This window comes from Paraburkholderia rhizosphaerae, assembly GCF_004366595.1.
Lineage (GTDB): Bacteria > Pseudomonadota > Gammaproteobacteria > Burkholderiales > Burkholderiaceae > Paraburkholderia > Paraburkholderia rhizosphaerae.
This window is the reverse complement of the sequence record NZ_SORE01000032.1, coordinates 1-13,002: the sequence shown is the minus strand read 5'-3', so window position 1 is coordinate 13,002 and position 13,002 is coordinate 1. Positions and strand designations below refer to the sequence as shown.

Here is a 13,002-nt window from a genome sequence, read left to right as displayed (position 1 = left end):
GACTATGAGTCGGTCACGATCTCGCCAGCAGCACGCCGATCAGCGCGACGACGAAGCCGGCGATCTGAGTCGGCAATAGCGTTTCGCCAAAGCCCAGATAACCTTCGAGCGCGGCGAGCGGCGGCACGAGGAACAGCAGTGCGGTCGCGCGCGACGCATCGCCGCGTCTGACCAGCCATACGAGCAGCGTGAGGCCGACGCCGGACAGCATCACGATGCCCCACGCGAGCGACACCCATAGCGTAGGCGACGGTATCCAGCGATGTTCGCCCAGCATCAGCGCAAGCAGCCCGGCGACCAGCGCCGCGCCGAAGTTTTGCACGGCGCTCGAGCTTCGCAGGTCGGCGCTCGCGAGCGACGTCTTCTGGAACAGCGTGCCCGCGGTAATCGACACGACCGCGACGATCGCGACCGTGACGACGAGCCACGCCGGTGCGTGTCCGTGCGCGGCCGGCAGGCTGGCCGCCGCGAGTTTCGGTTCGAGCACCAGTGCGACGCCGGCCAGCCCCAGCGCCATGCCGGCCCAGCCGCGCGTCGACAGCCGCTCGCCGAACAGCGGCGCCGCGACGGCTGCGGTCAGCAGCGGCTGCAGCGCGCCGAGCAGCGCCATCACGCCGGCGGACAGCCCTTGCGCGACGGCCCAGTAACCGGCGCCGAGATAGACGCCCTGCAGCAGCGCGCCGGCCAGCAGGTGCTTGCCGAGTGCGCGGCCGGTCGGCCAGACCGCGCGACCGATCAGCGCGACGCAGGCGAACAGCAGCGCGGTGCCTGAAAAGCGCGCGAGCAGATAGAGGTTGGGATCGGCGTACGGCGCGATCGCGCGCGCGACGACGAACCCGGTCGACCACAAGACGACGAAAACGACGGCACCGATTGAAGCGAGCATGATGCGCACGGCAGCGGAAATTGGACTGCGCGCAGTATCGCGAGCGGCATGTCGGTTGTCTTGTTCGAAGCTGCACTATCGCGTCTGTCACGTCTGTCGCGCCGGCGGTGGCCGCGCGCGCGGTGCTCAGACCATCAGCAGAATCGCAAGCGCACCGAGCAGCGCGCCGCAGATCGTGCAGGCCCACAGCAACGTGCGCGTGCGGCGGTATTCACGCGTGACCTCGCCGACCAGTTGCGCATGCTGTCGCGCCGTGGCGACGCTGTGCCGATGCTGCAGATAGCGAATCGCAAGTTGCGGCACGCGCGGCATCAGGTGTGCGAGATGGGGCAGTTCCTGCGCGAGGTGCTTCGCCCAGCCGCGATGATCGAACTCGCGCCGTGCGAGGTCCGCGAGCATACGGCGTGCGATGCCCCAGCTGTCGACGCCGGGATGGAGCGCATTCGCCAGCGCCTCGGCCTGTTCGAACGCACGTTGCGCGGCGACGAGGCGCGGTGGCACGCAGCCGTCGAATGGCGCCACCGCGTGCAGCAGATGGTGGAATAGCGGACCGGCCTTCCGTTCGTCGGACGCGCCCACGAAGTGCGCTTCGGCGCGCGTGCGCAACTCCGCTTCGATCTTTTCGGTGCGTGCGTGTTGCGGAACATGCCCAGCATTGCGATGCAGGTCGGCAAGCCGCCCATATTCCTGACCGAACAGCGCGGTCGCGCCATGCACGAAGAACGAGCGTTCCTGCGTGGACAGGTTCGACATCACCGCGAAGTCGCCGAGGACGAGCTTGCCATGCGTTTGGTCATCGATGCTGACCCGGATGCGGCGCGCGTCGAGTGCGGCATGGAAGAAGCCATGCTCGAACGCTTCATGTGTGATGACCTCGACGATGCGCGCCGCCAGTGCCGGCACGCTGACGCGATGCGCGGCAAGACCCGCGAAGTCAGTCGCGCGCACGGTATCGATGTGCTCGATGACCAGCACAGCATCGCCGCACAGGTCCCAGATAACCGCGGGCACCGCGACGCGCGAATCGTCGGCGAACAGATGCGCGGTCTGACTCTGGTTGGCCGCTTCGGTCCGCAGATCGAGGCGTCGCATGATCTCCTGCGTGAACGTCTCCGCGAGTTCGCGCACGCGTAGCTGTCGGGCTGCGCGCGACAGCTTTTCGAGCCAGCGTGCGGCCCAACGCAGCAACGCTGCTTCGTCCGCGATCTGCGTGCGCTGCTTGACGCGCAGCAGCTTGATCTCGACATCGCGATGACCGTCGATCGGCCGTGCAAGCCGCGCGAGATGCACCTGGTGGGCGAAGCCGCTTTCGACCGCAGCGAGGTCGATCGATTCGAACAGCGTCGGCAGCGGCCTGCCGAACGCGGCGGCCAGCGCATGGCCGGCGGCTTCCGGCGGCAACGGTTCGAGCAGATGGCTGACCGAATCGAGCGCGTCGTGCAGCGTGCCTGCGGCGAGTTCGGGGCGCGTCGACAGCGTTTGCGCAAACCCTCCGGCCAGCGGACCGAGCAGCGGCAGCATGCCGTGCAGCCCTGAGCGGCCGCGCTCGGACGCATGCACGCGCTGGATCAGCGTGATGATCCAGTGCACCTTGTTGTCCGCAGGTGCGGCGAGCCACACGAGGCGTGCGCCGAAACGCAGCGCGTAAAACAGCACAAGCAGGCGGCGAAACAGAGAGGGCATCGGCTGAACGGTCGGCAGCGCGCACGGTCGGTGCGCGGCATTGGGCGCCAAGCTTAGCAGGGATGCGGCGCCACGCACACTGGCAGGCCGATTACACTGCGCCTGTTGCGCTGCCGTCAGCGTGCGAATACCGCTCGCGGCGTGGCGCGCAGCGTTTGTCCGGCGCACCGTTTGAGGGCGCGTAATACAATACGCCGGGCTCCTGAATTCGCGCGGGCCGTTGGTGGCGCGGCTACCAGCGCGTATAGACGCGGGAAAAACGGAACAAACCGAAGAAAACCGGAAAAAAGCGGACAGAAACGGAAAGACGATCGATCGATGCTCGCGGAACAACGTTACCAATACATCCTGCTGCAGGTTTCGAAGAACGGCGCACTGTCTGTGGCGGAGCTTGTGCGCGACCTGAACGTATCGCGCGAGACGATCCGGCGCGATCTGAACACATTGGCCGAACGCGGGTTGATTGTCACGACGCACGGCGGGGCGCTATCGAGCGAACGGCGCGAACCCGATCTCGATGTGCGCGAGGCCGCCAATGCCGCCGCGAAGCGCGCGATCGGCGAGCGCACCGCGGAGCTGGTGCCGGACGGCGCGTCGCTCGTGCTCGATTCGGGCAGCACAACCAACGCGGTGGCGCGCGCGCTGATGATCCGCCACCGGCTGTCGGTCTACACGAACGACTGGCGCATTGCGCTGGTGCTCGGGCGGCGCAACGAGAATCGCGTGACGCTGCTGGGCGGCGAGTTGTCCGATATCGAAGACGCCGCGTTCGGCCTCGATACGATCCACCAGCTTGCGCAGTATCACGCTGACTTCGCGATCGTCGGCGCGGGCGGCATTACACCGGATGCTTATCTGTCCGACTACTCGCGCATGGCAGCCGAAGTCCGCGCGAAGATGATCGAGGCGGGCAATATTGTGATCGTGGTTGCGGACAATTCGAAATTCGGCCGCATGACGCCGGTTCGTATCGGCGGTTTCGAGCGTGTGCGTTACGTCGTGACCGAAGCCGCACCGGAGCGCGCGCTTTCGAAGGCGATCACCGCGCGCGGAGCGGAGATTCTGATCGCCTGATTACCGATGAGCGCCGGCGGTGGTTATTGCACCCGCAGATTCAGCCGCTCGAGGGTCCTGCCGATTGCCGCGACCGCGTTGTGCATCTCGTTTGCGTCGATCGCGCCGATGCATCCGACGCGGAATGTTTCCACCTGCGTGAGCTTGCCCGGATACAGCACGTATCCCGCGTCGCGCACGGCCGCGAAGAAGTCCGCGAAATTCCACTTCGGATCGCTGGGCGCGTGAAACGTGACGATCACGGGCGCCTGCACGTCGGCGCGCAAAAATGTTCTGAAGCCAAGCGCCTGCATCCCGTCGATCAGCGCCGCGCAGTTGCGTGCGTAGCGCGCGCCGCGTGCACGCTGTCCGCCTTCCGCCGCGAAGCGGTCGAGTGCGCAGCGCAGCGCCGCGACGACGTGCGTCGGCGGCGTGAAGCGCCATTGCGTCGTCTTCTTCATATACGCGTACTGGTCGTACAGATCGAGCGCGAGCGACGGCGAGCGGCCCGCGGACGCGTCGAGCACGCTGCGTTTAACGATCACAAAGCCCATCCCTGGCACGCCTTCGAGACACTTGCCGCTGGCGGACACCAGCGCGTCGATACCGCCTGCGCGAAGGTCGATCGGCAGTGCGCCGAACGAGCTCATCGCATCGACGATCAGGCTTTTGCCGTGCCGCTTGCAGAGCGCGGCGATTTCATCGAGCGGATTGAGCAATCCCGCACTGGTTTCCAGATGCACCTGCGCGACGTGCGTGATGCGTGGCTCGCGTACGAACGCCTGTTCGAGCGCGCCCGCGGTGACGGGCTCGTCTTCACGCAGCGGCAGCTCGACGCAGTCGATACGTAGCCGCTGCAGGATCCGCACGATGCGCGCGCAATATGCGCCGTTGTTCGGCACCAGCACGCAGCCGTCGCGCGGCACCAGCGTGCCGAGCGCGGCTTCGACCGCGAACGTGCCGCTGCCTTGCAACGGCACGCACACGTAGTGGTCGTCGCCATGCACGATGCCGACCAGGTCGGTGCACAGGCTTTGCGTGATCCGGTTGAAGGCGGCGTCCCATGAGCCCCAGTCGCGCAGCATCGCTTCGCGGGTCGCAGGCGACGTCGTCAGTGGTCCTGGCGTCAGCAGGATCGGGTCGTTTCCGAGAATCACAGAGGCTCCTTTTATCCACCGTGCGCGCGTCGATGTTGCGCGAGATTTTGGCGTGCGATTATGCGCATTGCCATGTTGGAGTTTATTGGCAATTTGTGTCAAGTTGTGTAGTTTTTGAAGATCGTCACGGAATTGTCACGGAAACCTGTGATTCTTCCGATGCCTGCCGCGAGACGGTAGGCGGCGGATTCGTCAGATCATGAGCCGCCCTCGCCGGGCTGCGGTCGGCCAGGTTGTCATCCTCTCGAGTTGGCAATCTGTGCGATGTCAGGCGAGCCAAACACAAGCGGTGCGGCCTCTTGCAGCGCGCCAATCAGAACAGGTTCGGGCAACCCGATGCGCCGGGTTCGGCCGCGGGTTTTGCGCCCTTGGAGAAAACGACATGAGATCGACGAATCAACCTCGCGCTACCGCCATTGTCCGCAAGCTGCTGCCGGCGCTCGTTGCCGCGGCCGCGTTCGGAGGCGCGATGTCCGCGCACGCGGCAGACGCAGTCGTGCTGTACACGGCCGACGGCCTCGAAAACCTCTACAGGGACGTGCTGCCGGCCTTCGAGAAGAAGGAAGGCGTGAAGGTCAATATCGTGACGGCGGGCAGCGGTGAAGTGGTGAACCGCGCGACCGTCGAAAAGGATTCGCCGAAGGCCGACGTGCTGGTCACGCTGCCGCCGTTTATCCAGCAAGCCGCGCAAACGGGCCTGCTGCAGAACTACCAGAGCGTCAATTACAAGAACGTGCCGGCCATCGCAAAGGCATCGGATGGCGCGTGGGCGACGTTCGTCAACAACTATTTCTCGTTCGCGATCAATCCCGAGGTCGTGAAGAACCAGCCGAAGACGTTCGCTGATCTGCTGCATCCCGACTACAGCGGCAAGATCGCGTACTCGAACCCGGCGACCGCCGGCGATGGGATGGCGGTGATCATCCTGACGACGTCTCTGATGGGTGAAGACAAGGCGTTCGATTTCCTGAAGAAACTCGAGGAGAGCGCGAAGTTCCACACGAAGGGCACGGGTTACCTCGACGTGTTGCTGTCGCGTAACGAAATTTCGGTCGCGAACGGCGACCTGCAGATGGACCTCGACGACGCCGCAAACGGCGGCCTTTCGCTGAAGCCGATCTTCCTCGCAGCCGACGCCGGTGCGCAGCCGACCACGTTCCAGTTGCCGTACGCAATCGGCCTGATCAAGAACGGTCCGAACCAGGCAGGCGGCAAGAAGCTGATCGACTATCTGATGTCGAGCGAAGTGCAGTCGAAGGTGCCGGACATCTTCGGTATCCCGGCGCGCTCGGATGTCGCGTTGACCGGCAAGAACGGCGCTGCGGTGAAGCAGGCGATTTCCGGCGTGAAGCTGATCCCGGTCGACTGGAACCACGTGATGGCGAAGAAGGCTGACTGGACCGCGCGCTGGAAGAACGACGTGATCGGCAATTCGGGCAAGCAGCTTGAAGTCGTGAAGCCGAAATAAGCGCCTTTCGCTCTGCTGCCGACGCTTTGCGTCACTAAACGCTGGAGACAAACCCGGTGAATTCTGTGAGTGTTGCTCATCCCGGCGCGCTGGACGGTGCGCCCGCATCACCGGGTATCGCACACGCCGCGGCACAGGGCGGCGTGCAGATCGAGCACCTGACCGTGCGCTTCGGCTCGCGTACGGTGCTCGACGACCTTTCGCTGACTATTGAACGTGGCGAATTGCTGACCGTGCTTGGACGTAGCGGCTGTGGCAAGACCACGCTGCTGCGTTTTATCGCCGGGTTTATCGAGGCGGACGGTCTGGCGGGCGCGCTGACGGTGGCGGGGCACGATCTCACGCATGTACCGCCGCACAAGCGCAACCTCGGGTTGCTGTTCCAGAGCTATGCGCTGTTTCCGCATCTGTCGGTATTCGATAACGTCGCGTTCGGGTTGAGGGCGCGGCGCGTGACATCGAAGGAAATTGCGCGGCGCGTCGCCGATGCGTTGAAGCTCGTGCAACTCGGCGATTCGGGGCACGTGATGCCCGCGCAATTGTCGGGCGGCATGCAGCAGCGTGTCGCGTTGGCGCGCGCGCTTGTGATCGAACCGGACGTACTGCTGCTCGACGAGCCGTTGTCCGCGCTCGATGCGAATCTGCGCGCTTCGGTGCGCTCCGAACTGAAGGCGCTGCATGAGCGGCTGCCGAATCTGACGATTGTCTGCGTGACGCACGATCAGGACGATGCGCTGGTGCTGTCCGATCGTACGCTGCTGATGCGCGAAGGCCGCATCGCGCAGCTTGGCACGCCGCAGCAGTTGTACGACACGCCGAACGATGCGTTCGTCGCGCGTTATCTCGGCGCGGCGAATCTGCTGCCGCCGAATGTTGCGTTCGCGCTCGGCGATGCGCGTCATACGGAGCGCGAGCGCGTCGCATGTTTGCGGCCGGAATCGCTGCGCATCGTGCCGCTTGGGCAAGGGCAGTTGCATGGCACGATCGCTTCGGTCGAATGGTATGGCGCTGTGCTGTCTGTGTCGGTCGCGCTCGACGCGATGCCGGGCGAGCCTGTGCTCGTTACGATGCAGCGCGTGGGCAGCATGACGCCGGAAAAGGGCGCACGCGTGTCGTTGCATTACGAGGCAGACGATGTCGTCCTTATCAAGCCCTGACGCGCTCGGCGCGGCGGCCAACGGCGGCGACGCCGATGCTCGCCGGGCAGCGAGCGCCGCGTTGCATGCCGCGCAGAGGCGTCGCCGTGCGCGCGCGTCGCAGTGGCATATGCTGTTTCTTGCGGTTTTCGTGCTTGGCCCGCTCGTGATCTATCCGCTCGTGCGGCTCGTGCTGCTGAGTCTGTCCGGCGCGCACGGCATCAGCGTGCATGCGTATACCGCGTTCTTCGGCAATCCGGAAACCAGCGGTGTGATCGGCACGACGCTGTGGATTCTGTTCCTGAGCGCGGGGCTCGCATCGCTGCTCGGCGTCGCGCTGGCGTCGCTGCTGTTCTTCAGGCCGTTTCCCGGTGCGCGGCTAGTCACGCGGTTTCTCGAACTTTTCGTCGCGTTTCCGTCGTTTCTGGTCGCGTTCACGTTGATCTTTCTGTATGGCTCGCAAGGGTCGGTCAGTATCGGGTTGCAGCGGCTGTTTCATTTGCAGGCGCCGCCGCTCGATTTCCTGTTCGGTATCGGCGGTGTCGTGCTCGCGGAAGTGGTGTTCTATGCGCCGTTCGTCGTGCGGCCGACGCTCGCGTCATTCGCAATGCTCGATATGCGGCTGATCGAAGCGGCGCGCAGTCTTGGCGCGAACGGCTGGATGGTCGCCTGGCGCGTGATTCTTCCACTCGCGTGGCCCGGCATCGCGGCCGGCACGATTTTGTGCTTTCTGCTCACGCTCAATGAGTTCGGCATTCTGCTTGTGCTCGGCAGCGCGCATCTGATTACGCTGCCGGTCGCGATCTACAGTTCCGCAACGGTGGATCTCGATCTGCCGACAGCGGCGGCGGGCGCGGTCGTGATGCTCGCGATGTCGTTGTCGCTGTATGCGCTGTATCGGCAGGTGAACCGGCGCACGGCAGGAGGGCGACGGTAATGGCCACACCGCAAGATCAGGTCGTGCTGCCCGCTATCCGTCATCGTGCGCGGCCGGTGCAGCGCGGTCTCGTCGTGCGCATCGCAGGCGGTGCGTGCCTCGCATTGGCTGCGCTGTTGTGCTTCTGGTTATTCGTTTTGCCGGTGATCGTCGTCGGGTTGTCGAGCGTCGCCGCGCATTGGTCCGGTACGATCCTGCCCGATGGCTACAGCATGCGCTGGTTCGAGCGGCTGGGTTCGAGCGACTTCGACGCGGTGACCACCAGTCTTGAAGTCGGTTTTGGTGTCGCGGTGTTGGGCACCGCGCTCGGACTGTGGCTGGCACTCGCGCTTGAAGGGCGCGACCGGCGTGGATTGGGCGCCATCGTCGATACGATCGCGATGATGCCCAATGGGGTGCCTAGCGTCGTGCTCGGGCTTGCGGTGCTGATTGCGTATCACAAGCGGCCGATCGATCTGTCGAGTTCAGCGGCTATTGTGGTGTTCGTGCAGCTCGCGCTGGTTTTGCCCTTCTGCTATCGGTGCGCTGCCGCGGCGCTGCGGCCGGAATTGACGGTGTTGCGCGAGGCGGCCGCAAGCCTTGGTGCGCCGCCGTCGATGGTGCTGCGCACGGTTGTGTTGCCGCAACTGGTACCGGCGATTCGTGCGAGCCTCGCGCTAGGTTTTGCGCTTTCGCTCGGCGAACTCGGCGCGACGCTGACGGTTTATCCGCCGGGCTTTGCGACGGTGCCGATTGTCGTCGTCGGCCAGGTGGAACGCGGGTATTACCTGCCGGCGTCGGCGCTTGCGCTGATTCTTCTGCTGGTCTCGCTTGCTGCGCTGCTGCTGATCGCCGCGCGCGTGCCGAGGCGGCGCGCGGACTGAAGTCCGCGTTCATTCCCAAACTTTTTGCGTGGTTTTCCGAGATGGATTTTGACGGCCATGTTTGTGGCAAAAAATGTCAAAATGACCGAAAATATGGAAATCGCGCTCGCATTAATGGAAGCATGCAATGACTAGCCAAGCTCTCGGATCTATTGAGGTCAATGGCCGCACCTACCGGTTGCCGGCAACGCCAACCGTCGTTATATGCGTCGACGGCTGCGAATATGACTATCTCGAAGCGGCGGCCGCGGCGGGCGTCGCGCCGTACATCGCGCGGCTGCTTGCGGGCGGCGCTGCGTTCAAGGGCGATTGCGTGATCCCTTCGTTCACCAACCCGAACAACCTGTCGATCGTATGCGGTGTGCCGCCGGCCGTGCACGGCATCTGCGGCAATTACTTCTGGGACCCGGACGCAAATGGCGGCGCGGGCGCGGAAGTGATGATGAACGACCCCGCCTATTTGCGCGCCGGAACCTTGCTCGCTGCCGCGGCGCAGGCGGGCGCGGCGGTCGCGGTCGTGACCGCGAAGGACAAATTGCGCCGGTTGCTCGGCTGGCAGATGAAAGGTATTTGCTTTTCCGCGGAGAAAGCGGATGCGGCGACGCTCGAAGAAAACGGTATCGAGCACGTGCCGGAACTGGTCGGTCTGCCGGTGCCGGATGTCTATAGCGCGGGGCTGTCCGAGTTCGTGTTTGCCGCCGGCGTGCGGCTTGCGCAAACTCGCAAGCTCGATCTGATGTATTTGTCGACCACCGACTATATCCAGCACAAATGCGCGCCCGGCACCGCGGGCGCAAACGACTTCTACGCGATGATGGACCGTTATCTCGCGCAACTGCATGAACTCGGCTGGGCGGTCGCGTTGACCGCCGATCACGGGATGAATGCGAAGCACGATCCGATCACGGGCGAGCCGAATGTGATCTATCTGCAGGATGTGCTCGACGATTGGCTCGGCGCACGCGCGGCCCGTGTGATTCTGCCGATTACCGATCCTTATGTGGTGCACCACGGCGCGCTCGGTTCGTTCGCGACGATATATCTGCCGTCTTCGGCTGATATCGAAGCGGTGATCGGGCGGCTTGCCGAACTGCCGGGCGTTGAAGTCGTGCTCGACAATCGTGCGGCGTGCGAGCGTTTTCAGTTGCCGAACGATCGCGTCGGCGACATCGTTGTGATCAGCAAGCGCGACATCGTGTTGGGGACGCGGCACGCCGAGCACGATCTGTCCGGGCTGACGGTGCCGTTGCGCTCGCATGGCGGATTGTCCGAGCAGCAGGTGCCGCTGGTGTTCAACCGGCGTGTCGTCGATTGGCCGGCTGACCGGCGCCTGCGCAACTTCGACGTGTTCGATGTCGCGCTCAACCATCTGGTGACGCCATGAACGCGCTAGTGGTTGATCGTACGGCCGATCATCTCGCGTTTCGCAGCGAGGCGTTGCGTCTCGCGGGCGCGCGCGCGCAGCGCGAACGCACACTCGATGTGATCGATCCGTATAGCGGGCTGCGCGTGGGTTGCGTGCCGCTCGCGTCGGTCGACGATGTGCGGGCCGCGTTCGAGTATGCGCATGCGTATCCGGCGACACTCACGCGCTACGAGCGCTCGCAGATTCTCGAACGTGCGGCGGCGTTGCTGCGCGAGCGCGCGGATGCTGCATCGGATCTGATCTCGCTCGAGTCCGGATTGTCGAAGCAGGACTCGCTGTACGAGATCGGCCGTGTTGCAGATGTATTCAAGTTTGCGTCGATCGAGGCGCTGCGCGATGACGGCCAGAGTTTTTCGTGCGATCTGACGCCGCATGGCAAGCGTCGTCGCGTGTTTACGCAGCGCGAGCCGCTTGCCGGTGTGATCGTTGCGATCACACCTTTTAATCACCCGATGAACCAGGTCGCGCACAAGGTCGCGCCTTCGATCGCGACGAATAATCGCGTGCTGCTGAAGCCGTCGGAGAAGGTGCCGCTGTCTGCGTACTATCTCGCGGATCTGTTGTATGAAGCGGGGTTGCCCGAGCCGATGCTGCAGGTACTGACCGGCGATCCGCGCGAAATCGCCGATGAACTGATCACGCATCCGCTTGCGGAGCTTGTGACGTTTACCGGTGGCGTGGCGATCGGCAAGCATATTGCGGCGCGCGCCGGTTATCGGCGGGTTGTGCTCGAACTGGGCGGCAACGATCCGCTGATCGTGCTTGAAGATGCCGATCTCGAGCGCGCGGCCGAGTTGGCCGTGCAGGGCTCGTATAAGAACTCAGGGCAGCGGTGTACCGCGGTCAAAAGAATGCTCGTGCAGCGTAGCGTGGTCGCGCGCTTTACGGAACTGGTCGTCGAAAAGACGCGTGCGTGGTCGTATGGCGATCCGTTCAATCCGTCAAACCAGATGGGCACGGTGATCGACGAGGCCGCGGCGCGCATGTTCGAAGCGCGCGTCAATGAGGCGGTCGCGCAGGGCGCGCGGCTACTGACCGGCAATCAACGCGATCGCGCGTTATACGCGCCGACGGTGGTCGACCGCGTCGAGCCATCGATGACGCTGATTCGTGAGGAAACGTTTGGTCCGGTTTCGCCGATCGTCGCGTTCGATACGCTTGACGATGCGATCCGTCTCAGCAACGGCACGCCGTATGGGTTGTCTTGCGGCGTCTGCACGAACCGGCAGGACGCGATCCTGCGCTTTATCAACGAATTGCGGGTGGGCACGGTGAACGTGTGGGAAGTGCCCGGATATCGCGTCGAGCTGACGCCGTTTGGCGGCATCAAGGATTCAGGGCTCGGCTACAAGGAAGGCGTGCAGGAGGCGATGAAGAGCTTCACCAATCTCAAGACGTTTTCGTTACCGTGGGAGTGACATCTTGGCTTTGAGTCTAAGCGACATCCGTGCGCTTTTCGAAGAGTACGGCAGTCTGAATTATGGCGGTGAGCAGGTGAGCCAACTCGAGCATGCGTTGCAGTGCGGCGCGCTGGCTGAACAGGAAAACGCCGGCGATGAACTCGTAGCGGCGGCGTTTCTGCATGACATTGGGCATTTGCTGAACCGTCGCGGTCCTACGCCGACCGCGCGCGGTATCGATGATCTGCATCAGTTCTTTGCGTTGCCGTTCTTGCGGCCCGTGCTATCCGACGCGGTGCTCGAGCCGATCCGCCTGCATGTCGACGCGAAGCGCTGCCTGTGCGCGATCGACGATACGTACTTCAGCAAGCTATCGCCGGATTCCGTGCGCAGTTTGAATCTGCAAGGCGGCATCTTTAGCCATGACGAAGCGCAGGCGTTTTTGCGCAAGCCTTATGCGCAAGAGGGGCTGCGCTTGCGTCGATGGGATGATCTTGCGAAAGTCGCAGGCGCGGTGACGCCGGATGTCGGCCACTTTTTGAGTGTGGTCGAACGTGTGATGGAGAAGCATGCGGTGACTTGAGTGTGTCTGCGTTGCTGTTGTCTCGCTTGCTGTTGTGTCGCGGAAGATTGGCGCATTGCATGTGGGCGTGTGAGGTTCTTCACACGCCCACATGCTTTTCAAAATACCGCTTGCGTCGCGTGATGCGAGTGACTAGAATCTCGGTCTTTCGCGCTTCAAGCGGCCCGGATGTGAGGGGTGATGGAGTGAAGTGCGGAAGGCGGGAGTGCCAGCAATGGCGCGGGTTTGCGCGACACGCAGCAGGTTGGAAGAAGTTAAAAACCTGTTGACGATGTGAGTGGAAGTCTGCATAATCTCGCTTCTCTGCTGCAACGCGCAGCGGACACGCAGAAAGACGGTGGTAGGGTGGTCAGGGTCTTTCAGTCGTGAAGTGATCTTTAACAATACACAGCCGATAAGTGTGGGCGCTT

At 63.7% G+C, this 13,002-nt stretch carries 12 protein-coding genes; 8 read left to right on the top strand and 4 right to left on the bottom strand.

Annotated features, from left to right (window positions below):
• Positions 1–13: 13 nt before the first annotated feature.
• Both BX592_RS29480 and BX592_RS29475 read right to left on the bottom strand, forming a co-directional pair.
• Positions 14–886: a DMT family transporter gene (locus BX592_RS29480; RefSeq protein WP_134196826.1), complete on the bottom strand. Its 873-nt coding sequence runs from the start codon at positions 884–886 to the stop codon at positions 14–16.
• A 126-nt stretch (positions 887–1,012) separates the two neighbouring features.
• The gene (locus tag BX592_RS29475) at positions 1,013–2,569 is read right to left on the bottom strand and encodes an ABC1 kinase family protein (RefSeq protein WP_134196825.1); all 1,557 of its coding nucleotides are present in this window, start codon (positions 2,567–2,569) and stop codon (positions 1,013–1,015) included.
• A gap of 318 nt (positions 2,570–2,887) precedes the next feature.
• Between BX592_RS29475 and BX592_RS29470 the strand changes: the two genes are divergently transcribed.
• The gene (locus BX592_RS29470) at positions 2,888–3,643 is read left to right on the top strand and encodes a DeoR/GlpR family DNA-binding transcription regulator (protein WP_134196824.1); all 756 of its coding nucleotides are present in this window, start codon (positions 2,888–2,890) and stop codon (positions 3,641–3,643) included.
• 23 nt (positions 3,644–3,666) lie between these two features.
• On the opposite strand, the gene BX592_RS29465 is transcribed toward BX592_RS29470, so the two are convergent.
• On the bottom strand, positions 3,667–4,776 hold the full coding sequence (locus BX592_RS29465) for a 2-aminoethylphosphonate--pyruvate transaminase (RefSeq protein ID WP_134196873.1): 1,110 nt from the start codon (positions 4,774–4,776) through the stop codon (positions 3,667–3,669).
• Positions 4,777–5,161: 385 nt separating this feature from the next.
• Between BX592_RS29465 and phnS the strand changes: the two genes are divergently transcribed.
• The 7 genes from phnS to BX592_RS29430 all read left to right on the top strand — a co-directional run bounded on the left by phnS (position 5,162) and on the right by BX592_RS29430 (position 12,592).
• The gene (gene phnS / locus BX592_RS29460) at positions 5,162–6,247 is read left to right on the top strand and encodes a 2-aminoethylphosphonate ABC transporter substrate-binding protein (protein WP_134196823.1); all 1,086 of its coding nucleotides are present in this window, start codon (positions 5,162–5,164) and stop codon (positions 6,245–6,247) included.
• A 56-nt stretch (positions 6,248–6,303) separates the two neighbouring features.
• Positions 6,304–7,404, top strand: coding sequence for a 2-aminoethylphosphonate ABC transport system ATP-binding subunit PhnT (phnT, locus tag BX592_RS29455; RefSeq protein ID WP_134196822.1), 1,101 nt, complete (start codon positions 6,304–6,306; stop codon positions 7,402–7,404).
• Positions 7,382–8,320: a 2-aminoethylphosphonate ABC transporter permease subunit gene (locus BX592_RS29450; protein ID WP_134196821.1), complete on the top strand. Its 939-nt coding sequence runs from the start codon at positions 7,382–7,384 to the stop codon at positions 8,318–8,320. The genes phnT and BX592_RS29450 overlap by 23 nt, the downstream gene beginning before the upstream one ends.
• Entirely contained in the window at positions 8,320–9,183 is an 864-nt protein-coding gene (gene phnV / locus BX592_RS29445) for a 2-aminoethylphosphonate ABC transport system, membrane component PhnV (RefSeq protein ID WP_134196820.1), read from the top strand. Before BX592_RS29450 ends, phnV begins: the two co-directional genes overlap by 1 nt.
• A gap of 127 nt (positions 9,184–9,310) precedes the next feature.
• Entirely contained in the window at positions 9,311–10,567 is a 1,257-nt protein-coding gene (gene phnA / locus BX592_RS29440; RefSeq protein WP_134196819.1) for a phosphonoacetate hydrolase, read from the top strand.
• Positions 10,564–12,027 carry a phosphonoacetaldehyde dehydrogenase gene (phnY, locus tag BX592_RS29435; protein ID WP_134196818.1) on the top strand — a complete coding sequence of 488 codons (1,464 nt, stop codon included), beginning with the start codon at positions 10,564–10,566 and terminating at the stop codon, positions 12,025–12,027. Before phnA ends, phnY begins: the two co-directional genes overlap by 4 nt.
• A gap of 4 nt (positions 12,028–12,031) precedes the next feature.
• A complete protein-coding gene (locus BX592_RS29430) occupies positions 12,032–12,592 on the top strand; it encodes a phosphonate degradation HD-domain oxygenase (RefSeq protein WP_134196817.1) in 561 nt (186 codons plus the stop codon).
• 132 nt (positions 12,593–12,724) lie between these two features.
• Here the strand turns inward: BX592_RS29430 and BX592_RS34230 are convergent.
• A partial coding sequence (locus BX592_RS34230; protein WP_208327998.1) for a hypothetical protein occupies positions 12,725–13,002 on the bottom strand: 278 nt, incomplete at its 5' end.